General features: G+C 69.3%; 21 protein-coding genes and 2 pseudogenes. 10 read left to right on the forward strand and 13 right to left on the reverse strand.

The features are described from left to right. Positions 1 to 54 precede the first annotated feature (54 nt). The 4 genes from ACZ6WH_RS00760 (at position 55) to ACZ6WH_RS00775 (ending at position 4,984) form a co-directional block, all read left to right on the forward strand. Entirely contained in the window at positions 55 to 477 is a 423-nt protein-coding gene (locus ACZ6WH_RS00760; protein WP_469724960.1) for an Hsp20/alpha crystallin family protein, read from the forward strand. Positions 478 to 641: 164 nt separating this feature from the next. Then, the gene (locus tag ACZ6WH_RS00765; RefSeq protein WP_469724962.1) at positions 642 to 1,463 is read left to right on the forward strand and encodes an HAD family hydrolase; all 822 of its coding nucleotides are present in this window, start codon (positions 642 to 644) and stop codon (positions 1,461 to 1,463) included. A gap of 4 nt (positions 1,464 to 1,467) precedes the next feature. Beyond that, a complete protein-coding gene (locus ACZ6WH_RS00770; protein ID WP_469724964.1) occupies positions 1,468 to 3,894 on the forward strand; it encodes a glycoside hydrolase family 65 protein in 2,427 nt (808 codons plus the stop codon). Between the two features lie 142 nt (positions 3,895 to 4,036). Then, positions 4,037 to 4,984, forward strand: a complete 948-nt coding sequence (locus ACZ6WH_RS00775) for a universal stress protein (RefSeq protein WP_469724966.1) — start codon at positions 4,037 to 4,039, stop codon at positions 4,982 to 4,984. A 144-nt stretch (positions 4,985 to 5,128) separates the two neighbouring features. On the opposite strand, the pseudogene thpD reads toward ACZ6WH_RS00775, so the two are convergent. From thpD to ACZ6WH_RS00800, 5 genes and pseudogenes are all read right to left on the reverse strand, one after another. Continuing rightward, a pseudogene (gene thpD / locus ACZ6WH_RS00780) lies at positions 5,129 to 6,029 on the reverse strand (ectoine hydroxylase). Between the two features lie 230 nt (positions 6,030 to 6,259). Then, positions 6,260 to 6,736, reverse strand: a complete 477-nt coding sequence (locus ACZ6WH_RS00785; RefSeq protein ID WP_469724968.1) for a hypothetical protein — start codon at positions 6,734 to 6,736, stop codon at positions 6,260 to 6,262. Between the two features lie 551 nt (positions 6,737 to 7,287). After that, positions 7,288 to 7,722, reverse strand: coding sequence for an RNHCP domain-containing protein (locus ACZ6WH_RS00790; RefSeq protein WP_469724970.1), 435 nt, complete (start codon positions 7,720 to 7,722; stop codon positions 7,288 to 7,290). Positions 7,723 to 7,745: 23 nt separating this feature from the next. Beyond that, on the reverse strand, positions 7,746 to 8,129 hold the full coding sequence (locus ACZ6WH_RS00795; protein WP_469724971.1) for an RNHCP domain-containing protein: 384 nt from the start codon (positions 8,127 to 8,129) through the stop codon (positions 7,746 to 7,748). 471 nt (positions 8,130 to 8,600) lie between these two features. Beyond that, positions 8,601 to 9,218: a TetR/AcrR family transcriptional regulator gene (locus tag ACZ6WH_RS00800; protein ID WP_469724972.1), complete on the reverse strand. Its 618-nt coding sequence runs from the start codon at positions 9,216 to 9,218 to the stop codon at positions 8,601 to 8,603. On the opposite strand from ACZ6WH_RS00800, the pseudogene ACZ6WH_RS00805 reads away from it, so the two are divergent. From ACZ6WH_RS00805 to ACZ6WH_RS00815, 3 genes and pseudogenes are all read left to right on the forward strand, one after another. Further along, a pseudogene (locus ACZ6WH_RS00805) lies at positions 9,204 to 10,053 on the forward strand (SDR family oxidoreductase). The gene ACZ6WH_RS00800 and the pseudogene ACZ6WH_RS00805 sit on opposite strands and share 15 nt — an antisense overlap. A gap of 200 nt (positions 10,054 to 10,253) precedes the next feature. Continuing rightward, on the forward strand, positions 10,254 to 10,868 hold the full coding sequence (locus ACZ6WH_RS00810) for a hypothetical protein (RefSeq protein WP_469724974.1): 615 nt from the start codon (positions 10,254 to 10,256) through the stop codon (positions 10,866 to 10,868). A 494-nt stretch (positions 10,869 to 11,362) separates the two neighbouring features. Next, positions 11,363 to 11,509: a hypothetical protein gene (locus ACZ6WH_RS00815; protein ID WP_469724975.1), complete on the forward strand. Its 147-nt coding sequence runs from the start codon at positions 11,363 to 11,365 to the stop codon at positions 11,507 to 11,509. Positions 11,510 to 11,591: 82 nt separating this feature from the next. Here the strand turns inward: ACZ6WH_RS00815 and ACZ6WH_RS00820 are convergent, their stop codons facing one another. The 7 genes from ACZ6WH_RS00820 to ACZ6WH_RS00850 form a co-directional block, all read right to left on the reverse strand. Further along, positions 11,592 to 12,344, reverse strand: a complete 753-nt coding sequence (locus tag ACZ6WH_RS00820; protein WP_469724976.1) for an SDR family NAD(P)-dependent oxidoreductase — start codon at positions 12,342 to 12,344, stop codon at positions 11,592 to 11,594. Next, complete coding sequence (locus ACZ6WH_RS00825) at positions 12,341 to 13,312, reverse strand: fumarylacetoacetate hydrolase family protein (RefSeq protein ID WP_469724978.1); 972 nt, start codon at positions 13,310 to 13,312, stop codon at positions 12,341 to 12,343. Before ACZ6WH_RS00825 ends, ACZ6WH_RS00820 begins: the two co-directional genes overlap by 4 nt. Positions 13,313 to 13,407: 95 nt before the next feature. Then, a complete protein-coding gene (locus tag ACZ6WH_RS00830; RefSeq protein WP_469724979.1) occupies positions 13,408 to 14,346 on the reverse strand; it encodes a VOC family protein in 939 nt (312 codons plus the stop codon). Beyond that, positions 14,343 to 15,395: an amidohydrolase family protein gene (locus ACZ6WH_RS00835; protein WP_469724980.1), complete on the reverse strand. Its 1,053-nt coding sequence runs from the start codon at positions 15,393 to 15,395 to the stop codon at positions 14,343 to 14,345. Before ACZ6WH_RS00835 ends, ACZ6WH_RS00830 begins: the two co-directional genes overlap by 4 nt. Next, positions 15,392 to 16,522, reverse strand: a complete 1,131-nt coding sequence (locus ACZ6WH_RS00840; RefSeq protein WP_469724981.1) for an FAD-dependent oxidoreductase — start codon at positions 16,520 to 16,522, stop codon at positions 15,392 to 15,394. Before ACZ6WH_RS00840 ends, ACZ6WH_RS00835 begins: the two co-directional genes overlap by 4 nt. A 23-nt stretch (positions 16,523 to 16,545) precedes the next feature. After that, on the reverse strand, positions 16,546 to 17,508 hold the full coding sequence (locus ACZ6WH_RS00845) for a cyclase family protein (RefSeq protein ID WP_469724982.1): 963 nt from the start codon (positions 17,506 to 17,508) through the stop codon (positions 16,546 to 16,548). Then, positions 17,505 to 18,347 carry a fumarylacetoacetate hydrolase family protein gene (locus ACZ6WH_RS00850; RefSeq protein ID WP_469724983.1) on the reverse strand — a complete coding sequence of 281 codons (843 nt, stop codon included), beginning with the start codon at positions 18,345 to 18,347 and terminating at the stop codon, positions 17,505 to 17,507. The genes ACZ6WH_RS00845 and ACZ6WH_RS00850 overlap by 4 nt, the downstream gene beginning before the upstream one ends. 315 nt (positions 18,348 to 18,662) lie before the next feature. On the opposite strand from ACZ6WH_RS00850, the gene ACZ6WH_RS00855 reads away from it, so the two are divergent. The 3 genes from ACZ6WH_RS00855 (at position 18,663) to ACZ6WH_RS00865 (ending at position 20,661) form a co-directional block, all read left to right on the forward strand. Then, positions 18,663 to 19,580, forward strand: coding sequence for a LysR family transcriptional regulator (locus tag ACZ6WH_RS00855; protein WP_469724984.1), 918 nt, complete (start codon positions 18,663 to 18,665; stop codon positions 19,578 to 19,580). Positions 19,581 to 19,662: 82 nt separating this feature from the next. Next, the gene (locus ACZ6WH_RS00860; protein ID WP_469724985.1) at positions 19,663 to 19,956 is read left to right on the forward strand and encodes a hypothetical protein; all 294 of its coding nucleotides are present in this window, start codon (positions 19,663 to 19,665) and stop codon (positions 19,954 to 19,956) included. A 330-nt stretch (positions 19,957 to 20,286) separates the two neighbouring features. Further along, positions 20,287 to 20,661: a hypothetical protein gene (locus ACZ6WH_RS00865; RefSeq protein WP_469724986.1), complete on the forward strand. Its 375-nt coding sequence runs from the start codon at positions 20,287 to 20,289 to the stop codon at positions 20,659 to 20,661. A gap of 546 nt (positions 20,662 to 21,207) precedes the next feature. Here the strand turns inward: ACZ6WH_RS00865 and ACZ6WH_RS00870 are convergent. After that, the gene (locus tag ACZ6WH_RS00870; RefSeq protein WP_469724987.1) at positions 21,208 to 22,590 is read right to left on the reverse strand and encodes an L-serine ammonia-lyase; all 1,383 of its coding nucleotides are present in this window, start codon (positions 22,588 to 22,590) and stop codon (positions 21,208 to 21,210) included. Positions 22,591 to 22,729: the final 139 nt, after the last annotated feature.

Genomic DNA, 22,729 nt, shown 5'->3' on the forward strand with positions numbered 1-22,729 from the left:
TGGAGCCCCCGGGGTGGGCAACCGCCACCTTCCACCGCGACAGGAGGAGAAGCCATGGCTGGAGCAGTCGAGCGTTTTCCGGGGTGGCCGCCGATGCTGCCGGACATCTTCGACTGGATCGAGGCCGGAATTCCGGGCCGTCGGGCCTCGGGACCACACGGCATACGTGTCGAGGAGGAAGTGACGGACACGGAGTACCGGCTGCGGGCCGAGATCCCTGGTGTCGACCCTGAGAAGGACATCGAGCTGAGCGTGTCGGGCGACGTCCTGACCATGCGTGCCGAGCGGTCCGAGCGCACCGAACACCGGCACCACTCGGAGTTTCGGTACGGGGTGTTCTCCCGGTCGGTGCAGTTGCCGTCCGGAGCCCGCCCGGAGGAAGCCACCGCCACCTACACGCAGGGCCTGCTGACTGTGACGGTGCCATTGGCCGAGGCCAAGACGGGTTCGCGAACGATTCAGGTGCAGCCTGGGTGAGGACGACTGCCTGGCTGGGTGGTTCCCGATGCAGAATCCGCGGGCTTCACCACATGTCCGCTCGGTGTGCGCGGGCGGCACACCGAGCGGACGGAGACCGCCGATGTCAGGGCCCGAGGCGCATACGCCGGCTTCCGCGGTCCGGGAGCAGGGAGACAGCCGACGTGAACGGTGCGGAGAAATCGGAGGCCGTGCGTGAGCACGCCCGCGCGAAGCTTGCCGGTCGTCTCCGTGACGTACGAGCCGTGGTGTTCGACACGGACGGTGTGCTCGTCGATTCGGCACGGTTGCATGCCGCCGCCTGGAAGGAGGCCTTCGACGCATGTCTGCGTACTCACGCGCCCGATGACCCGGCGCAGCGCCGCCCCTTCGACGAGCGGGAGGACTACCGGCGGTACGTGGATGGCAAGTCACGGTTGGACGGGGCGCTCGCCTTCCTCGAATCTCGTGGACTGCGGCTCCCTGAGGGCGAGATGGGGGAGCGGCCGGGCACGGAATCGGTGCGCGCCGTGGCGGCGGAGAAAGAGCGGCGCTTCGTGGCGCGGCTGCACGCCTCGGGAGCACGGACCTGGCCGGGCACCGTTCGCCTGTTGCGTTGCCTGCGAGCTGCGGGCATTCCTTGCGCCGCGGTGTCGGCTTCCCGGCATGCACGGGAGTTGCTGACGACGGTGGACCTGATGGAACTGTTCCGCACTGTCGTGGACGGGCAGGAAGCGGCTCGGCTCGGCCTGCGCGGTAAGCCCGACCCGGCGCTGTTCCTCGAAGCGGCCCGGCGACTGGAGGTCACCGCCGCCGCGTCGGCAGTGGTGGAGGACGCGCTGGCCGGCGTGGCGGCCGCGCGGCGCGGCGGCTTCGGCCTGGTGGTGGGCGTGGACCGGACGGCGACGCCGGAGAGCGCCCGCGACCTGCGCGACCACGGAGCCGATGCCGTGGTCGGCGACCTGGGGGAGCTGCTGACAGCTGCACCCGGAAGCGCGGAGGACTGAGGGGATGGCGGGCTGGACGTGGGAGTACGAAGGATACGACCCGCAGGAGGAGCGGCTTCGCGAGGCGCTGTGCACGCTCGGGAACGGCTACTTCGCCACGCGGGGCGCGGCGCCCGAGACCCCCGCCGGCCCCGTGCACTACCCGGGTACGTATGCAGCGGGCTGCTACGACCGGCTGCTGTCGGACGTGGCCGGCCGCCAGGTGGAGAACGAGGACCTGGTCAACCTGCCGAACTGGCTGCCCCTGCGATTCCGCGTCCGCGATGACAGAGACTCCGTACCGTCGTGGTTCACGTCGGACGACGGTTCCCTGCTGGCCCACCGGCAGGTGCTGGACCTGCACGGCGCCACTCTCACCAGGTATCTGAGAGTGCGAGTGGGCGGCGGTGCCGGGCGGGAACTGCGCGTGGTCCAGAAGCGGCTGGTCCACATGGGCGATCCCCATCTGGCCGCGCTGCGAACCGAGTTCACCGCCATCGGCTGGTCCGGCACGCTGGATATCGAATCCGCGCTCGACGGTGACGTGACCAACGCCGGTGTGGACCGTTACCGGGATCTCGCCGCCCGCCACCTCACCCGCCTGCACACCGGCACGGTCGACCCCAGCACCTGCTGGCTGCGCTGCCGCACCGTGACCTCCGACGTGCGCATCGCCCTAACCGCCCGGACCCGGGTGACCGCCGGCTGCCTCGTCGGTTCAGACCCGCTGCGGGAGGTCTCCCGCACAGGCCGGCGGCTGACGGCGGAGGTGACCGACGGCACGCCGCTGGTGGTGGAGAAGACCGTGGCCCTGTACACCTCCCGTGACCCGGCCATCAGCGATCCCTTGCTGGCCGCGCTCGACAGTGTGAGCCGGGCCGCGGACTTCCCCGGTCTGCTGGCGACGCACCGCGCGGCCTGGAAACGCCTGTGGCGACGAGCCGAGCTGGAGGTACCGGGCCAGGCCGGCGATGTCCTGCGGCTGCACACCTTCCACCTGTTGCAGACGCTCTCGCCGCACACCGCGGAGCTGGACGTCGGTGTACCGGCGCGTGGACTGCACGGCGAGGCGTACCGGGGGCACGTCTTCTGGGACGAGCTGTTCGTCCTCCCCTACCTCAACCTCCACTTTCCCGAGGCCTCCCGTGCGCTGCTGGACTACCGCTACCGACGGCTGCCGCAGGCCTGCCGGTCGGCGGACGCGGCCGGCCGGGCCGGTGCGATGTACCCCTGGCAGAGCGGCAGCGACGGCCGGGAAGAGACCCAGGTTCTGCATCTCAACCCGCGCTCCGGCCGCTGGCTCCCGGACCATTCCCGGCTCCAGCACCATGTCGGTTCGGCCGTGGCGTACAACGTCTGGCGGTACTGCGAGGCCACCGGCGACACGGCATACCTGCACACCAGGGGAGCGGAGATGGTGTGGCGGATCGCCCGCTTCTGGTCGAGTGCTGCCACGTACGACGCTGCGCTGGACCGCTACCGCATCCGGGGGGTGGTCGGCCCCGACGAGTACCACGACGGCTATCCGGGCGCGGCCGAGCCGGGACTGGACGACAACGCGTACACGAACGTCACCGCGGCCTGGGTGCTTACCCGGGCCCTCGACCTCACCCAACTCCTCCCGGCCCCTCGGAGACGAGAGCTGCTGGAGCAACTGGACATCGACGACAACGAACTCGACCGCTGGGGCGCCCTCTCCCGCCGGCTCCACGTGCCCTTCCACGCCGGCGTGGTGAGTCAGTTCGACGGATACGGTGACCTGGCCGAACTGGACTGGCCGGCGTACCGCGCACGCTACGGCGACATCCGGCGCCTGGACCGCATCCTGGAGGGCGAGAACGACACGCCCAACCGCTACCGGGTCTCCAAACAGGCGGACGTCCTGATGCTCGGCTACCTGTTCTCCCCAACGGAGCTGGCGGCGCTCTTCCAGCAGCTGGGCCACGTGATGAACGAGGAACTGTGGCGGGCCACGGTCGATTACTACCTCCGACGTACCGCGCACGGCTCGACGTTGAGCAGCCTCGTGCACGGCTGGGTCCTGGCCCGGGCCCGGCGACAGGAAGCCTGGGAGCACTGCCTGGAGACGCTGAAGGGCGATGTGGCCGACACCCAGGGCGGCACCACGGCCGAAGGCATCCACCTCGGGGCGATGGCCGGCACGCTCGATCTCGTGCAGCGGGGGCTGACGGGCCTGGAGACGCGAGAGGACGCCCTACGGTTCGACCCCGCCCCGCTCCCGGAACTCTCCGACTTCGGTTACCGGCTGCGGTACCGGGGCCACTGGGACATCGGGGTGCGGGTCGGCGGCGGACGGCTGCTCGTCACCGTGCCGCTCTCGGAGCAACGCCCGGTTCCGGTCGTATGCGGGGGACGGTCGCTGATCGTGTCGCCGGGTGAGACACGGGAGTTCGCCCTGGACGCGCCGCGCGGCCATCGCCTCGCACCGTAGAACGATCGCTGTGCCTGCCTGGTGCCGCCGTATTTCCTCAGCCGGGGCCGGTCGGCCCCGGCTGTGACCGACCGGCCTGCTGCCGCCGCGCGCCGACGGACGGATGCTGTGGTGAGGCGACGCGGGAAGGACACGGCGACGCGTGACCGACGCCCTTCTCCCCATGGAGGTGACGACCGTGCCGGATTGCATAGTTGCCGGACTGGACGGCTCCAGGGAAAGCCTGGCCGCCGCGGACTGGGCGGCCAGGGAAGCCCGGCGGCGAAGTCTGCCCCTGCGGCTGGTCCATGCCTGGGAAGGGCTGACCTCCGCCGGTGCCGACCCGGACCTCCCGGAGCTCGCCGTTCCCCGCCGTTGGGCTCACCAGATCCTGAGCGAGGCCGCCGATGCGGTGACTCAGCGCTACCCGGACGTGCATCTCACCTGTGAGCAGGTCGGCAGCGTCCCCACAGAGGCGATGCGCGAGGCAGCCGAGAACGCAGAGCTGCTGGTGCTCGGCTCCCGAGGTCTGGGAGGTGTGGCCGGCGTCCTGGTCGGCTCCGTGGCGCTGGCGACGGTTGCGCATGCCAGGCGGCCTGTGGTGCTGGTACGAGCCGGAGAAACAGCTGGGGACGAACGGCTGCCGCCCAGTGGCGGGCAACAGGGGAGGGACACTCCGTACCGCGAGGTGCTGCTCGCGCTGGACCCGGACTCCGCATGCGACGCGCCGGTCGCGTTCGCCTTCGATGCCGCGGTACGACGCAGGGCACCGCTGCACGTGCTGCATGTGTGGAACCCGCCTGCGGGATACGGTGACCTGCCGACCACCGCTTACGCGCTCGGTATCGACTCCGAGCTGGAGGCCCGGGCACGGCGGGCGGTGGCGGCAGTCCTGCACCCGTGGCGGGACAAACTGCCGGAACAACCCGTGATCGAGACGGTCACCATGGGGCGAGCCGCGAACAGCGTCCCGGCGGCCGCGCACCGCGTCGGCCTGCTCGTGGTGGGCCGACGCATCCGGCACTCGGCCGTCGGCGCGCACATCGGGCCCGTCACCCACGCGGTCATCCATCGCGTCCACTGTCCGGTCGCGGTCGTGCCGCACGAGTGAGCCGCCGGGGTACACAGGGGCCGGGCCGTTCCTCGTGGTGCACCCGGTAAGTCGGACCACCTGTCCAGAGGGCAGTACCCGTGGTGTTGCGGTTGTGGGGTGACACTTCCCGAATATCCCTTTTTCTGTGACCCTCCACAGGATTCAGGTTGCGTTGTCCGTCCGGCGGTTGCACAGGTACTGAGGACGGGGGCGAGGCGCAGCGAAGGATTCTTGCAGGGAGTTCTCGACACGGTTGAATACGAGGAAGATGTTGGACCGGGGGAAAGGGGTGATGTTGCCTGTGGATCCATGCATGAGGTTCGAGTCGAACATCACCGCGAAGCCGGCCGGTCCGGTGATCTGCTCGATTCCATGCTCGGCTGCCATCTGCGACAGGTGATGCCGCGTAGGCGAGCCCACTGCCATGCGCTCGTTGGCGAGTGACTGCTTGTGGCTGTCCGGTGGGGTTTCACCTACCGAGGGGTAGAACGTGTGGTGGGTTCCCGGCATCACCATGAGCGGACCGTTGAAGGGGAAATTCTCGCTGAGGGCGATTGACATGCTGAAGGCCCGGGGCAGTGGCATGCCGTCTTCGGCGTGCCAGGTCTCGAAGTCGGAGTGCCAGTCCCAGCCGGAGCTGGCGTAGCCCGGTTTGCAGTTGATGCGGCTCTGGTGGAGGTAGACAGACCTCTGAGCCGAGGACCTGCCGGGCGATGTCCCACAGGTACGGTGCATTGATCAGTTCCGCGAAGACGTCGCTGACCTTCTCCGGCTCGAAGACTGAGCGGACCTGCTCCGAGTCCGTCTCCAGCACGATGCGTTCGCTCCCACGCAACTCCGCGTCCTCGCCGAGCCGCTGCAGTTCGTCGGTGCAGGCGGCTACCTGATCCAACGTGAGAACGTTGGCCAGGGGCAGGTAGCCGTCCACCGCGTAGCGGCGCAGCACCTGCTGCTCCAGGGGCCCCGGTCCGTGGCCCCACACGATCGGCTCCGCACGGGGCCGGGGGACAGCTTCTCCGGTGATGCGGGTGGGATACGGGTCCGAACGTACGGTGGCGGTCATGGAGGTTTCCTTCCCGGTGGGTTCGGTATGGGGAGAATCCCTCGTCGGTCAGCAGATGCTTCTCGTGGCCGTGCAAAGCAGGGGAGAACACGGAGATCAGCACCAGGTCCTCGTCGGCTGAGGCCACGAGATGGCATGACCTGGCAGTTGCCATAGCCGGTGCCTTCTCTTCGGGTCCGACGGCTTGGAGGGCCGAGTCGTGAACTCGGCCGGCCGTTTGGGGTGCGGCGTCACGAACGACACCCGAACCGCCTTGCCGAAATCCTAGTGCGGATCAGCCCGGTCGACTCCGATGGCACGTCCCGCTCCCATTGTGAAGCCGATCGGTGGGTGCAAGACGTGGTGGACCTTGACCTCAGAGCGCCTCGCTGAGCGGAGAGGACGCGCACCACGTCGCGGAGGTGACCAGCCCAGTCGGCCAATCCTCGCGTGAGGAAGCAGGCATTGGCGTCGCACCGTCGGCTTGCCCGTCGAGCTTCCAGACGCTCCTCCAGCAAATGGCTCGCATCCAGGTACTTGAGAGGCCTGCCACGCGTGGCGAAGTACATCAGGAAGAACGGCTCGGTGAGGTCGCGGAGGTGGCTCAGCTTTTCCGCCTCCGAACGGTCGGAGAGCATCACCATGCGCGCGGTGCCGGCAAACCGCGTGGCGAGTGCCCCCAGCCGTGTGCCGGGGTAGGTCAGCGCGAAGTGCTCGAAGTTGTCCACCAGGTAGCGCGTGACCTCGTCGATCTGCTCACGCCATCGGTCCCGTTCCTTCTCCTGGGCCTCCGTATGGTCGCCTGGTGTTGTGACCGCATACGTCCACCGGGTTGGTGACCCCGGGCGTCAGGAACTGCTGCTTCTAGAGTGAGGCGTCACGTTTCAGCAGCAGGATGGGTTGGGCGTATGTCGGAGGTCGAGGTTCCCGGGCCAGAGCCGGAGACTGGGAACGTGCTCCGGAATTCCAGACGCCCGGGCCAGCAGGACGTGGGCGATGACGGTGCCCTGGTCGTCCTCGGCGACGGGGGAGAGCTCAGGGACCAAGCAGTCGTCGGCGCGCGGGGCGTCGACGCGGTCGGCGGCGTCCTCGGGGGAGTCGAATGCATAGGTGATGACCTCGTGTACGTACGGGTGCCGGCCGGGGTCTCTGTCCTGATCTTCATGGCGAGGATGTCCTTCCAAAGTCGTTGTAGTGGCGTTGAGTTGCGGGGCGGCCCGTACCGGTCGGGCCACGGGGGTCGGCGTGGTGCCGGTGGTTCCCGTGGCCCGGCGTGTGGTCACAGGGTGAGCAGCGCGCGCTGTGCGATGCCGGTCCCCGTGCCCTGGAGCGGTCTGAGGACCAGACGCACCAGAGCGAGTGGGTTGTCGTCGCCCGCGATGCGGTTGACGCTCAGCTCACCGCAGCTCAGGCACTGGTGGATGAGCATCCACTCACCGTCGGGGCGCGCGGACATGCTCAGCGCCTCCATGCGGCCCCGGCACGAGGCGGCGCGGTCGCCCGGGACGCGGGCATCGACATGCAGGCTGGCCAGGCAGTGGGGGCAGTGGTTGCGGTGCCCGGTGCCCGGCGCGTCCAGGGACACGTCGAGGCGGCAGCCGGCGCATTTGAAGTCGTGTCCGCGGTGCCCGCCGTGCTCGTGGAGCACGTCCTTGTGCCGCTGCGGACGGCGGCGTACGGAAGCCTGTCCTCGTGCGGTGTTGCGTCGAGGCATGGTCGTCTCCTCCTCCCGGCCCGCTACAGGGCGCCGAACGCTTCGAGCGGGAACGGCGGTTGGGCGAGCGGACGCACGGCCATGCGCATCAGGACGAGCTGGTTGTCGTCCGCGCAGATCGGGTTGGAGGTGAGTTCGTCGCAGCGTACGCAGCGGTGGATGAGCATCCAGTCGCCGGTGCGCAGAACGGCGATGGCGATCGGCGCCATCCGGCCGTGGCAGTCGCCGGGGCCGCCCTCGACGTGGTCGGTGACGTGCCGCGAGTGCAGACAGGACGGGCAGTGGTTGCGACGAACGCCGTCGCTGGCAGTGGCGGACACGGTCAGGCCGCACCACGCGCAGGTGAAAGTGTCGATCTTGAGGGTGTGGTACGGGTCGCTTTGGCGAGCGGAGTTGTTGCTGGGCACCCGGGTGCTCCTTGCTGAGAGGTCAGACATGACAGCAAGAGCAGGCCGAGCGGCCTCGGTGAAGGAGGATGCGCCGACACACCATACCCACGGAGAAGGGGCGCAGGGGCACAGGCGATTCAGGGCACCGGAAACTCAGGTCCGGCTGCCGCGCTCAAAACGGCGGCAAAGAGAACGGACGGTTATGCGGTGCGGCGAGGCGCGCTCGGCGCGGTCCGGGGCATCAAACACTCTTCCTAGGGCACACGGGCCCGGTTCATGATCCGCGACCTGCGGACTTTGACCACCGTAACAAGGACACCGAAACGCGAGCCAACGATTTACCGGGCGTGGTCCGGATGCGACCGCACACCAGGACCGAGATCATCCCGCTGACCATGGTCTCGTGGCCCCTGCAACTCGGAGCACGGCCCCTGTTTCCGTCGAGTCTGAACCTGTGTGCTTGCGGTGCTCGACGGCCCGGGGCGGGGGTCAGTTTTCAGGCCGTGCCGGTGTGGAAAGGGCGGCAGTGGCGAGGGTATGGAGGTCGTCGAAGGCTTGGAGGAGGTGGGCGTCCAAGCTCTGTGCGGGGTCGTCGATCCAGGCTTGGGCCGCTTGGTGGAAGGTGGCCCACCCGGTCTGGGCCGCCAGGCCGGCCAGCCGGGGGGCGACACCGCGCTGCCGCAGTGCCTCGGCCAGTGCGTCGATGAGCGATGCGGCTTTGGCCAGGTCGCGTTCGCGGAGTGCCGGTGTCGCCGCGATGATGCGCAGTCGCGGTTCGGCGAACGGGCGATTGTCCTCAAGGATCCGCCGGACCTTTCGGAAAGCGCCCAGCAGTACGTCGAGCGGCTGGAGTCCCTCGGGCGCTTCGGCCACCGCCCGTGTCAGCGCGGCGCGCAGGTCGGCTTCGCCGTCGAAGAGCACCTCGCGCTTGTCCGGGAAGTGCCGGAAGTAGGTGCGCTCGTTGACGCCGGCCCGGGCGGCGATCTCGGCCGTGGTGGTCTGGTCGAATCCGCGTTCCTGGTACAGCTCCAGGGCCGCCTGCTGGAGGCGGCGGCGCGCTTCTAGACCGGCCCCGCAGTCGTCACCGAACTCATCACGGCCGGCCACACCATCACCGCTCTGGCGCGCTCGGACACCGCAGCTGCCCGGCTGAAGTCACTGGGCGCCACACCGCACCGGCTCCCTGGACGACCTCGACAGCCTGCGCAACGGCGCCGAAGCCGCAGACGGCGTCCTGCACATGGCCTACGGCGGCGACTTCTCCGACCTCGACGGCATGATGCGACGCGACCGGTCCGCCATCGAGGCGCTCGGCCGGCCGCTGGAACACTCGGGCAAGCCGCTCGTCATCACCTCGGGCACCCTGGTCATGCCCGCCGGCCGAGAGACCACCGAGAAAGATGAGCCCGACGCAGCCGGCATCGCCGCCTTCCGCATCGCAGGCGAGCGAGCCTGCCTGCGCTTCGCCGCCCGGGGAGTGCGTGCGAGCGTGGTCCGCCTCGCCCCCACCGTCCACGGCCCGGAAGACCACGGCTTCATCCCCATGCTCATCGCCACCGCGCGAAAGACCGGCGTCTCCGCCTACGTCGGAGACGGCACCAACCGGTGGCCCGCGGTGCACCGGTACGACGCGGCGGTCCTCTTCCGTCTGGCAGTGGAGAAGGCACCTGCAGGCAGCGTGCTGCACGGAGCAGCCGAAAGCGGCGTCACCTTCAAAAGCATCGCAGAGACCATCGCCCGAGGCCTGGACCTGCCCATGACCTCGCTGACCCCCGACCGGGCCGCCACGCACTTCATCAGCCCATTCATGGCCATTGCCTACGGCTTCGACGGCCCCGTCTTCAGCACCCACACCCAAGAACTGCTCGGCTGGACGCCCAGCCACCCCACACTGCTCGCGGATCTGGAACACGGCGACTACCTGACCACGACCGCCATCTGACCCCTCACACCGAGGTCCGCAGGTCCGCGGACGAGCCGGCTCACCCGGTCAACGCGCCGTCACCGTCGAACTCGCTGGACTCAGCGTTTCTCCTCTCCAAGGTGGCGGTCACCCACGACCGCCGTCAGGACTCACCGCCGGCCGGGAGGCCTGGGCGTCGGACCGGGAACGACCTAGGCCCCGTACTTACGGATGGAGACATGTTGAAGCGACACAAGCGCTCGGGAGCTTCGGTTCGCCTGCTGGGCCTGTCGGCGGCGGCGCTGTCCGTGGCCGCAGCCGCCTTCACGTATACGTCTACGGCGGGCGCCGTGGGAGTGAACGAGGCGACGGGACGGAGCCCGGTTGTTTCCTCCGGGGCCACGAAGACGGTCCGCTACGACGTGGGGGATGCGGCCTGGCATCTGCCACAGACGGGCGAGCCGGTCGAGTTGACCGGTGTGGTGCGCTATCCCGCCGACCTGGGCACGGGGCGTCATCCGCTGATCGTGATGATGCACGGGTTGCACGAGACGTGCGCCGACCGAAAAGCCGACGCAGCGCGCACGGCTGCGGAGCACAATGGTGACGACGCCGCGTATGAAGCTGCCACCGTGAAGCTGGTCGCCTGGCCGTGCGCACCGGGAACACCCACGTTGCCCAATGAGCTCGGGTACGACTACCTGGCCCGGACGCTGGCCGGACAGGGGTTTGTCGTGGTCTCGATCGGCGCCAACGGCATCAACGCCTCCTCCGTGACGGGCGATGACAACGCCGCCGCGCGGGCGGATCTCCTCAACCGGCAGCTGCGAAGGACACCCCGGGCAGTGCACTGACCGTGAGGGTGCGGCGCCGGCCAGGCAGCTGACCGAGCCGCAGCAGCGCCACGTCGGTACCACGTACCTCGGTGCCTTCTTCCGCCGCTACCTCCTCGGCGACACCGGGCAGGACCAGGTACTGACGGGGGCGCGGCATCCCGACGCGGCCATCACGGAGGTGGACGTCATCACCGCTCCCTGAACGGGCAGCCGTCTGCGAAGAGATGCTCTATTCGCGCACCGCCCGGTCCGCAGGACATCTCCTCGCCTCGTGTACGGGGCAGCAACCACGCAAGGTCCGAACCCGGTGCACCCCTCATGCGTGCGACGGGAACCGGCTTGTTCACCACACCCAACTCCGCAGCCCACCCCCGAGCCTCAACCATCCCCACCATGCACCGACAACGACGACCGCCAACTCAGAACACGAAGCGCTGCTGCGTCGCCGGCACCACCGTCCCGCGACGGGCGAAAATCCTGATGTTCCTTGGTGCGGCTAATCGGGTCAGCACGTGGCCCGCCTGGAGGCGGAGACCCTGCTGACCGCCCTCGCCCGCCGCGTCCACCGCATCGAGCTCGCGGACGAGCCGCGCCGCCACCTCGACAACACACTCCGCTCGTGGGCGTCGCTTCCCGTGCGCGTCGGATCGGCGGTATGACGCGGCGCCGAGGCCGGGCGCTCCGGCCCGGCCCTGGCCGCGGGCGGAGCCCGAGACCAGGGCTGCTTTGTCCTCTGGCCACCTATGAGGTCCCTGAGCGCAGAGCGTCGGAGACCGACTTGACCCCGCCGTGTGCTGTCAGGCCCCCGTCCACGGGAATCTCGGCTCCGGTGATGAAGGACGACTCGTCCGAGAGGAGGAAGACCACAAGCGGCGCGACCTCGTCGACGGTCCCGGTGCGGCCCAAAGGGGTCTCACGGACGTTGGCCGCACGGAATACCGGGGCTGCTGAGGTGGCCATGTCGGTCTCGATGTAGCCGGGATGGATCGTGTTGACGCGGATACCGCGCGGGCCGAGTTCGGTGGCCGCGGTCTTCGACAGGCCACGCAGCGCCCACTTGCTGGTCGTGTAGGCGACCGGGTAGTGCGCGGTGAGAGCCGCGGAGGAGCCGACGTTCACGACCGAGGACCCGGGATCCATGAGCGGCGCGAGATGCTGGATGCCGAGCAGGGGACCGGTGACGTTCACCGCGTGGACGCGTGCCATGTCCTGGGGGCGAACGTCATCGATGCGGGCGCGCCAGGTGATGCCGGCGTTGTTCACCAAGCCGTCGACCCGTCCGTATGTTGCCCGTAGTTCGGCAGCCAGTTCGGCCCAGTCGTTCTCATCGCTGACGTCGAGGCGTCGGCAGCCCTCCGAGGGCTCGACGCCGGTGGCGATGACGCGAGCGCCCTCGAGGGTGAGTGCCGCGGCCTCCGCTGCCCCCTGGCCGCGGGCGGCACCGGTGACGACCACGACCTTCCCGAGCAGTCTTTTGGGAGGCTGGTCGCTCACGGCCGCTCCCGGTTGCGACGCCGGCCGGTCGGCAGGGGCACCGGTTCGACACCGGGGCGGACCGTGTTGGTGAGCGTGCCGATGCCTTCGACGGTGAGGGCCACGGTGTCTCCCGGCTTCAGTGGCGACGGGTTCTGCTCGCCTCGCAGGCCCCACAGTTCGGCGAGGCAGCCGCCGTTGCCGCAGGTGCCGGAGCCGAGTACGTCGCCTGGCACGACGCGGGTGCCCCGGGAGGCGTAGGCGGTCATCTCCTCGAAGGTCCAGCTCATGTTGGACAGCAGGTCCTTGCCGATGACCTCACCGTTGAGCTCGGCGGTCAATGCCAGGCGCAGAAACCCGTCGGGGTCCCGGTAGCGCTCCAGCTCGTCCGCGGTGACGAGGTACGGGCCGAGAGTGGTTGCGGTGTCCTTGCCCTTGCACGGGCCGAGACCCACCTTCATCTCAGCGGATTGCAGGTCGCGTGCGGACCAGTCGTTGAAGACGGTGTAGCCGACGATGTGTTCGCGGGCCTGCTCCGCGGTCAGGTCGCGTCCCTCGCGACCGATCACGGCACCCACTTCGAGCTCGAAGTCGAGCGTGGCCGAGCCCGGCGGTACGGGTACGGAGTCACCGGGGCCGTAGATCGCGTGGGGGTTGGTGAAGTAGAACGTCGGGGCTGCATACCACTGTTCGGGTACGCCGGCCACACCGTCGACTGAGCGGCGCACGCCCTCGACATGTTCTTCGAAGGTGACGAAGTCGCGCACCGACGAGGGCTGCAGAGGTGGCAACAGCCGCACCTGGGATACGTGCGGGCCAGGTGGCACCTCGAGCGCCGCCGCGCCGGCGGCCAGCAGCCCCGGCAGGCCGTCGGTCTGCGGCAGGAGAGCGGTGAGCGACGTGGTGTCGGGCAGTGGGTGGAGCATTCCGTCGTCCGCCACGACGGCAAGTCGGTTGCGGTGCTGATGCTCGTAGGCGGCAAAACGCATGGTGTGACTCCTGCGGAAGTAAGGGGTCAGTCAAGGGTGATGCTGAGCCAGGGCGTTCGTCAGGGACGTCGAGCCCTCGGCGTAGGGGCGCTCGCTCAGACCGGCGGGGCGACGAAGCAGCCGCGGTCGGGGTCGTTGAAGGACTCCTTGGCGACGAGTTCGTTCATGGGGTTGGCCGTGCCCCACTGGTCGGTGACCTCGGGCTGGGAGAAGTCGTAGACGTGCGGGTGCCAGGTGTCCTCGTCGAGCGTCTCCAGCTCGGTGGTGTACTCGACGGTGTTGCCGTGCGGGTCGAGGAAGTACGTGAAGGTGTTGTCGCCCGCCATGTGGCGTCCCGGCCCCCAGATCTTGCGGTACCCGGCCCGCATGACGCGTCCGGAGCCGCGCATGTACTCGTCCAGGCCGCGCATCTCGAAGGAGACGTGGTGCAGCGCGGTGTGCGGCCCCTGGGCCAGGGCCATGGAGTGGTGCTGGTTGCTGATCCGCATGAAGTGCATGACCTCGCCCATGTGCGGAGAGCTGAGCGTGTCGCTGAGAGCGAAGCCGAGGTGGCGCTCGTACCACTCGCGGGTGCGGTTCAGGTCGGGGGAGTTGAGGACGACGTGGGAGAGCTTGACCGGGATGGCCTCCTTCTCCTCGATCTTGCGGTGCTGCCGGACCGCGACGTCGGCGGAGACCTCGATAGTGCGCCCGTCCACGTCGAAGAAACGGAATCCGTAGCCGCCACCGGGGGTGTCGACCTTGCCCGGCCGGGTGAGCAGCTGGACGCCACTCGCGAGCAGGCGCTCGGCGAGCGTGTCGACGTCGGCCGGGCTCGCGGCACCGTAGGACACGAGGTCGAGACGCTTCTCGTCGGCCTTGCGCAGCCGTACGACGTACTGCTCGGGGGAGCCTTCAGCGGCGAGGAAGGAGATGCCGGAGTCCTCGGCGACTTTGGTCAGGCCCCAGACGCCGGCGTAGAAGTCGAGCTGCTTGTCGTAGTCGGGCACGGCGAGGTCGACGTGGCGCAGGTGGGTGAGCAGGCGTGCGCTCATGAGTTTTCTCCTCGGACGAGGGGTTGGTCGAGCAGGGCGGCGGCGTTCCCGCCGCGTACGGCATCGAGGTCGGTGTCGGGCAGCCGAGCGGCCCGTAGCGCACCGACGGGGTCCTCGGTGCCCATGTCGAAGGGGTAGTCGGAGCCGAGCAGGACCCGGTCCGCTCCCGCGACACGCACCAACTCCCTCAGTGCGTCCGGGTCGTGGACGAGGGAGTCGAAGTACAGCCGCCTGAGGTAGCTGCTGGGCGAGTGGGCACAGCCGGCGCGGGCGTCGGTGCGGGCGGCCCAGGCGTGGTCGCTGCGGCCGATGTGGGTGGGAAGGTAGCCGCCGCCGTGCGCCGCGATGATCCTGAGGCCGGGGTGGCGGTCCAGCACCCCGGAGAAGATCAGGTGGGAGAGGGCAACGGCGTTCTCGGTGGGCTGGCCGACGGTGTTGGACAGATACCACCGGTCCAGGCGCTCATCGAGGGTGCACCCGAAGGGATGCAGGAACAGCAGCGAGTCGGTCTCCGCGGCCCTCGCCCATAGTGGCTCGTACGCCGGGTCCGACAGTTCCCGGCCCGGTGCGTGGCTGGAGATCTCGGCGCCCAGCAGCCCGAGCGCCCGCGCGTGGTCCAGCGCCTCGACCGCTCGCTCCGGATGCTGGAGCGGTACGAGCCCCAGGCCGCGCAGCCGGTCGGGGGCGGCCGAGCAGTGTGCGGCCGTCGCCTCGTTGGCGAGCCGGTACACCTTCTCGGCCGTGTCCTGGTCGGTCCAGTAGTGGTAGTGCGAGGGGGAGGGGCTGACCAGCTGGATGTCCACGCCCTGGGCGTCCATGGCGGCCAGGCGGACGGCGGGGTCGGTCAGCTTCGGAATGCGGTCGCGCACCATGGGGCCGCTCACGGCGAGAGCGGTGGGACCGTTGCGGCGGGCGTCGAGGGCCTTGGCCGTGTCGTGGCCGGGCCGACCGGCCACCAGCGCCTCGATCTCGGGCAGCAGGACGTGCGCGTGTACGTCGACGGTGGGAGCGGCGGCTCCCTGCGGGGCGGGCAGTGCGTCGGTGGTCACGGCAACTCCCTGAGCATCGTCATGGTGCGGCCCATCAGGCCCGCGACATCGGCGTCCCGTACCCCGTCGAGCTGCCACTGCCCGATCTGCACGGACGCTTCCACCACCGGGCGCACACGCCGCACACGCCGTTCGTAGTACGTCCGGAACAGCGCGTCGTCCCACTGCTCGGTATCGGTCAGCAGCTGAGCGAGCACCCAGGCGTCCTCCAGGGACAGGGCGGCGCCCTGTGCGAGGGTGGGCGGGCAGCAGTGGGCGGCGTCGCCGACGAGGACGACGCGGCCGCGGTGCCAGGAGCCCTCGACCAGCATCCGTTCGAACCAGGTGTAGTTGACCTTCTCCGGGTCGGTGATGTGCCCGGTGATCTCCGGCCAGAAGCCGCCGTAGCCGGAGGTCAGGCGGCGCATCTCGTCGGCGTACGCCTCCGGCGGGATCGCGGCGCGGTCGCGGTTGGCCTCCACGACGTAGGCGTACAGGGTGTGCTCACTGGTGGGGCAGTAGCCCGCGATGTAGGCCGGTCCGCCGTAGGCGAGGTCGGTGCGGGTCACGCCGGCCGGGCGCGGGGCGGCGACGCGCCAGATGGCCATGCCGGTGGGCTCGGGCCTGTCCGCGATGCCGACGGCGGCGCGGGTGGCGGAGCCGAGGCCGTCGGCGGCGACGACGAGGTCGTAGCGGCCTACGGTGCCGTCGCCGAGGCGGACGGAGACACCCTGGGCATCCTGAGCGAGGATCTCCGCCGTGGTGCCGAGGCGGACGGAGGCGCCGCTCGCGCGGACGGCGTCGATGAGGATCTGCTGCAGGTGAGGGCGTTGCATCCCGACGGTGGCGGGCAGGTCGTCGCCCCCGGTACGCAGGTCGTCCTGCACGTGCAGGACGGTGCCGTCGGGTGCGGTGATGCCGACGGGGTTGAAGCCGAAGCCGGACGCCTGCACCTGCTCCCGGACGCCCAGTTCGCGCAGGACTCGCAGGGCGTTGCCCTGGAGGGTGATGCCGGAGCCGGCCGTGGCGTTCCAGTCGTCCTTGGCCTCGATCAGGTCCACTGCGATCCCGGCGCGGCGCAGCAGAACGGTCACGGCGTTGCCGGCCGCGCCGCCACCGATGACAAGGACGGTACGGGAGGTGGTCATGGGGAAAGTCCTCGTTCTGCTGGTTACTTGACGGCGATCGGGTTGACCGGGGAACCGACGGCGCCGGTGATGGGCAGCGGGGCGGCGGTGAGCCAGAAGTCGTACACACCGTCGGCCGCGCAGTCCGCCGCGAGCGCGTCCAGGTCCCACATCTCGCCGATGAGCAGACCCATGTTGGGGATGACGACCTGGTGCAGCGGCTGGAAGGCGTGCGCGAACTCGTTGGGCCGTACCTCGAAGCCCCAGGTGTCGGTGGCGAGGGCGGCGAGCTCCGTACCGTGCAGCCAGCCGGCGGTGGTGAACGACAGTCCTGGTGCGGGGCCGCCTGCGTACTCTCCCCACCCGTCACGGCGGACCCGCGTGAGCTGTCCGGTGCGTACCAGGACGATGTCGCCGCGTCCCACGGTCACGCCGTGGGCCTCGGCGGTGGTGGTCAGGTGCTCCTCGGTGATCGCGAACCCGTCGGCCAGCTCGCCGTCGGTGCCGATCACCCGGCCGACGTCCAGGAGCACGCCGCGCCCGGCGACGTGCGGTGCCATGTGCTCGATGCCGGTGACCAGGTCGCCGTCGGAGGTGACGACCTGGTCGGCGGGGCGTCCGTTCCAGGCCCTGCCGTGGTCGAAGATGTGTCCGAGCCCGTCCCACTGCGTGGAGCACTGGAGCGGCATCGTGATGACATCGTCGGCGCCGCCGAGGCCGTGCGGGAAGCCCTGGTGGCCCGCGGCGGCGTCGGTGCCGGTGTCGAGCATGGTGTGCACCGGATTGGTACGCCGCCGCCAGCCTTTCTGCGGGCCGTTCATGTCGAACCGCTGGGAGAGCGAAAAGCTGACGCCCCGTCGGACGAGCGCGGCGCCTTCCCGGCGCTTGGCCTCGTCGAGGAAGTTGAGCGTGCCGAGTACGTCGTCCGCTCCCCACCGGCCCCAGTTGGAGTACGCCTTGGCGGCCCGGGCTATCGAGCCCTCGGGGTCGTTCCGGTCGAGCCTCATACCGCCTCCGCCACGCAACGGGTCCGCTGAGCACCGAGGCCGGTGATCGATCCCTCCACGATGTCGCCGTCGCGCAGCAGCCGCCCCCAGCGCATGCCGTTGCCGGCCGGACTGCCTGTCAACACCAGGTCGCCGGGGAGCAGCCGGGCGGTCCGCGAGGCGTAGGACACCATGTGAGCCACGTTGAAGATCATGTCCTTCGTGGACTCGTCCTGCATCACCTCGCCGTTGAGCTTCAGCGTCAGCTGCACGTCGTCCGGGGCGCCGACTGAAGCGGCGGGCACGATCCACGGCCCGAGCGGTGTGAAGCCGGGCGCGTTCTTCGACCGCAGCCAGTCGGTGCCGATCTGCGGCATGTCCCGCCGGAAGACGCTGGCGCGGTCGGTCAGGTCATTGGCGATGGTGTACCCGGCGACGTACTCCAGCGCTTCCGCCACCGAGACCTGGTAGGCGGGTCGGCCGATGACCGCCGTCAGCTCCAGCTCCCAGTCGGGCTTCTCTGCCCACGCGGGGAGGACCACGTCGTCGTACGGCCCGGTGATCGCGCTCGGCAGACCGATGAACACGTACGGCAGGTCCTCGGCCGCCCGCCGGTCCATGAGCTCCGCGGCCTCGGCGCGCCGTTCCTCCTCGGGGCGGTCGTCCCCGGGGGCACGGTGGGCGACGTGGAGGTCGATGACGTGCCGGCGGTAGTTGGCACCGGACTGGAACACCTGCCGCGGCTCCACCGGTGCGTGCACCCGGAAGTCGTTCAGCGGCTGCCGTTCCAGGTTCCTGTCCACGGCCAGCCGGTGCAGCCGGGGAAGGGCCGCCTCCCAGTCCTCCAGCAGTGAACGCATCGTCAGCTGGGGGTTATCGAAAGCCTTCCGGAGGTCGAGTGCGCGCCCGTCCGGAGTGACCAGCGCGGGAAAGCCGGGTCCTGGCGGGACGGAGAGTGTGCTGAGAGCAAAGGGGCCCAAGAAAGTCGTGGACGCGGGGGCGGGTGCGGATTCCACAGGTCATACCTTCCGGTCGTGAGGTGACTAGTGTGTGCGCGACCCCATCGATCATGGAAATAGATTTCATGGATCACTACCATCCATGCGGTGAATGGCCGGGCTCGGTCATCGGCCCCACGTGCGCTACCTGGCCCTCATCAGTCCTCTGGAGAATTCGTGAATCTGGCGAGTCTCGACCTCAACCTCGTCGTCGCGCTGCGCGCCCTCCTGGAGGAGCGCAATGTCACCCGCGCCGGCCGGCGAATCGGCCTCAGCCAACCCGCCATGAGCGCCGCCCTGGCCCGCCTGCGCCGGCACTTCGACGACGACCTGCTGGCCAGAGTCGGCGGCCACTACGAGCTCACCGCCCTCGGCCAGGTGCTCCTCGACCGCACCTCTACCGCGTACGACCTACTGGAGCGTCTCTTCTCCAGCCAGGCCGACTTCGATCCGGCCGTGGAGAAACGCGAGTTCACGCTCCTGGCGTCCGACTACGCCGTCACCGTCTTCGGCACCGAGCTCGCCCGCGTCGTGCACGAAGAGGCTCCGGGCATCCGGCTGCGCTTCACCCAGACGCCGCCCACCGTGGTGGACGACACCGCCACCCTGCTGAGTGCGACCGACGGCCTGCTCATGCCGCACGGCGTCATCAGCGACTTCCCCGCCACCGACCTCTATGACGACCGCTGGGTCTTCGTCGTCGCGGACGACCACCCCGGCATCGGCGACCGGCTCACCCGCAAAGACCTGGCCCGGTTGCCGTGGGTCACCTATCAGCGCACCTACGACGCGCCGGCCGTACGCCAACTCGGCATGCTTGGCATCGAACCCCGCGTCGAGGTGTCCGTCGACAGCTTCCAGCTCCTGCCGCTGCTGGTGGCCGGCACCCGGCGGATCGCCCTGGTGCAAGAGCGTCTGGCCCGGTCGCTCGCGCCGCTGGCGCCGGTACGTGTGTTGGAGCCTCCGTACGAGGCGGTACCGCTGCGCGAAGCACTGTGGTGGCACCCGGTGCATACGCACGACGCTGCCCATATCTGGCTGCGCGAGACGGCTGCACGGGTCGGGAGCCGACTGCCCGACTCGCCGCAGGCATGAGCGGTGGCTGGCGGAGCGGCTTCCCACGCCTCGGCAGCAGGGCCGGCGGGCCATCCACGGTTTGGATCGACGCCATCGGAAAATGAGGTGGCTGTGTGGGCTCACCCAGCTCACCGAGAACCGCCATCTGTACGAGGTTTTCGCCGAATTCTTCGATCCGGAGGGCTCGGAGACCTACCTCAAGCCCGCGACGGACTGGCTGCCCGGTGTGCAGGCGGACTTCGCCACCGTCATCGAAGCGGTCCGCCGTCGCAGCGATACACCATCGGCTATCGGCTTGCCCGTCTCGCCGAATTCTGTTCTGACATGTGTTTCTGGCCTGGCTGGCCACCCAGAACAAGGCCAGCCCGTCCCCCCCGCCAGGCTGCTGAGGTGAGGCCCAGGACGCGGTGATCCGGGGCCCATTTCGTAGGCGCATGCCGCTTCACCCCATTCCGCCCCACGTGACGTCCCCGGTGCCGTCGGGGCCATCCTTCCCCTCGGAAGAAGCCACGGCCGAGGGGTGCGTGGACGCTGCCACGCTGATCGCCGAGCCACTGTCCTATGAGGTGGCCTGCCGTGGATCTCGCTGCCCTGTTGATGATGCCGGCCCCAGCCTGACGGGTGCGACTCGAGTATCAAGGCGTGCACGCGAACGCGGTGTGACGAGTTATCAAGTGGGTAAGCGCGCACCGGCCAAACGCACCAGACGTACGTGGGGAATCGCATGAATGTGAAGAATCGCTCAGTGATAGTTGGCGCCCTCGCAGCTGCCACGTTGGCGTCGTTCGCCGTCGCGCCAGCTCAGGCCAAGGCCACCCACGCGTACACCAGCAACAAGTGCGGTGGGCTGACATTCGACGATGTGGGCGAGTACTTGGTGGTCCAAGACTTCTGCGCGGATGGGGCCGGGGTGGTTGGGTACTACTCCGCGGCGGGAAGCTCCGGCCACGACAAGGCAGTCAGCCTCCCCGGCGGGGAGGACAGCAACAGGGTGGTGAACAAGAGCTGGCCCGAGGGAAGGCTGATGAAGTTCAAGGTCTGCCAGTATCAGCCGGGCACCGTCTACGGCTGCTCGAAGTACATGCAGCGCTGGACCTGAGCTACCTGCTGTCATCAGATGACCGCCGCGGGCCAGGGCAAGGGAAACCGGCCTGCTCCTGCCTGCCCAGAGGCGCGAGCCGATCCCGGTGCCGACGGCTCGATTGACGCTGCTTCCACCACGGATCGCGCCATCGAGGCAGTGGGTCGGCACGGCGACATCGTCATGCCCCCGTATCGAGGGCTGCGGCGCACTGGCCGAGGACGAATGCGCCGAAGCCCGACCCGCTCATCCAAGTGTTGGTGTCTTCGACGACGTGGTGCGTGATGCCGTAGTTGCGCTCCCGTAGCGGAACGTTTTCATCGACTGGGGCCCGGCTCCGGGGGCTCATGTGGATGCGGCGTGCTGCGGGGGTGCCAGGTGGTGACGCAGGTCTTGCAAGGGGTGCCAGGTGAACCACCACTCGGCTGGTCCTCGCGTTGGAGAAGACCAGGTCAGGGGCCGGACACGGACAGGCAGGGACACCCCAGGGACTTTCCGTCGCGGAGAAGGGCAAGTCCGTGACAGCGTTGAAAGTTGCAAATCACCCCGTCGGAAGGCCTCCGCTCAGCACTCGATGACATTCACCGCCAGCCCGCCCCGCGCCGTTTCCTTGTACTTGACCTTCATGTCGGCGCCCGTGTCCTTCATGGTCTTGATGACCTTGTCGAGGGAGACGTGGTGGCGGCCGTCGCCGCGTCGGGCCATGCGGGCGGCGGTGATGGCCTTGACCGCTGCCATGCCGTTGCGTTCGATGCACGGGATCTGGACGAGGCCGCCGACCGGGTCGCAGGTGAGGCCGAGGTTGTGTTCCATGCCGATCTCCGCGGCGTTCTCCACCTGTTCCGGGGAGCCACCGAGGACTTCGGCGAGGCCGCCGGAGGCCATGGAGCAGGCGGAGCCGACCTCGCCCTGGCAGCCGACCTCGGCGCCGGAGATCGAGGCGTTCTCCTTGAAGAGCAACCCGATGGCGCCGGCCGCCAGCAGGAACCGCACGATGCCGTCGTCGTCCGCGCCGGGGACGAAGTCGAGGTAGTAGCGCAGGACGGCGGGGATGATGCCGGCCGCGCCGTTGGTGGGCGCGGTCACGACGCGGCCGCCTGCCGCGTTCTCCTCGTTGACGGCCATCGCGTAGAGGGTGACCCATTCCATCGCGCGGCCCGCCGGATCGCCCTCCGCCCGCAGTGCCTTGGCCGCGGCGGCGGCCCGGCGGCGGACGCGGAGCCCGCCCGGCAGGATGCCCTCGCCGGTCATGCCGCGCGCCACGCACGCCGCCATCGCGTGCCAGATCTCCAGCAGGCCGCCCCGGATCTCGCTCTCGGTGCGCCAGGCCCGTTCGTTCTCCAGCATCAGGGCCGAGATCGACAGCCCCGTCTCCCGGGTCAGGCGCAGCAGTTCGTCGCCGCTGCTGAAGGGGTACTTCAGCACCGTGTCGTCCGGCTTGATGCGGTCCTCGCCGATCGCGTCCTCGTTGACGACGAAGCCGCCGCCGACGGAGTAGTACGTCTTCTCCAGCAGCGGTTCGCCGTCCGGGCCGTACGCGAAGAGCGTCATGCCGTTCGCGTGGTACGGCAGGGAGCGACGGCGGTGCAGCACCAGCCGGCGGTCCGGGTCGAAGCCGATCTCGTGGGCGTCGCCGACGTCGCGGCCCAGCAGCCGCAGCCTTCCGGTCGCCATGATGCGCTCGACGTCCTGCTCGGCCCGCGCCACGTCGACCGTGTGCGGCTCGTTGCCCTCCAGGCCGAGCAGGACGGCCTTGGGCGTGCCGTGGCCGTGCCCGGTGGCGCCGAGCGAGCCGAACAGCTCGGCCCGTACCGATGCCGTCCGGGCCAGCAGCCCCTCCTCTTTGAGCCGGACGACGAACATGTGGGCGGCCCGCATCGGGCCGACGGTGTGCGAACTGGAGGGGCCGATGCCGATGGAGAAGAGATCGAACACGGAGATGGCCACGGGTGGGCTCCCTTGTCTGCGCCTCGGTGCGGTGGACGGGGCCGACGAGGTTCGTCTCTGATGACGCAACCACCATCGCTATACGCAACAGCCTTTCTCGCGGGTTCAGGCGCTGTCAAGGGGGAGGAAGCGCCCCGCG

This window comes from Streptomyces sp. NPDC050806 (assembly GCF_055586425.1).

Coding starts and splice junctions, on each gene's coding strand:
- ACZ6WH_RS00760 (WP_469724960.1), top strand. CDS start 55: ATGGCTGGAGCAGTCGAGCGTTTTCCGGGGTGGCCGCCGATGCTGCCG.
- ACZ6WH_RS00770 (WP_469724964.1), top strand. CDS start 1,468: ATGGCGGGCTGGACGTGGGAGTACGAAGGATACGACCCGCAGGAGGAG.
- ACZ6WH_RS00790 (WP_469724970.1), bottom strand. CDS start 7,722: ATGCCTCGACGCAACACCGCACGAGGACAGGCTTCCGTACGCCGCCGT.
- ACZ6WH_RS00810 (WP_469724974.1), top strand. CDS start 10,254: ATGTTGAAGCGACACAAGCGCTCGGGAGCTTCGGTTCGCCTGCTGGGC.
- ACZ6WH_RS00825 (WP_469724978.1), bottom strand. CDS start 13,312: ATGCGTTTTGCCGCCTACGAGCATCAGCACCGCAACCGACTTGCCGTC.
- ACZ6WH_RS00830 (WP_469724979.1), bottom strand. CDS start 14,346: ATGAGCGCACGCCTGCTCACCCACCTGCGCCACGTCGACCTCGCCGTG.
- ACZ6WH_RS00840 (WP_469724981.1), bottom strand. CDS start 16,522: ATGACCACCTCCCGTACCGTCCTTGTCATCGGTGGCGGCGCGGCCGGC.
- ACZ6WH_RS00845 (WP_469724982.1), bottom strand. CDS start 17,508: ATGAGGCTCGACCGGAACGACCCCGAGGGCTCGATAGCCCGGGCCGCC.
- ACZ6WH_RS00850 (WP_469724983.1), bottom strand. CDS start 18,347: ATGCGTTCACTGCTGGAGGACTGGGAGGCGGCCCTTCCCCGGCTGCAC.
- ACZ6WH_RS00860 (WP_469724985.1), top strand. CDS start 19,663: ATGAGGTGGCTGTGTGGGCTCACCCAGCTCACCGAGAACCGCCATCTG.
- ACZ6WH_RS00865 (WP_469724986.1), top strand. CDS start 20,287: ATGAATGTGAAGAATCGCTCAGTGATAGTTGGCGCCCTCGCAGCTGCC.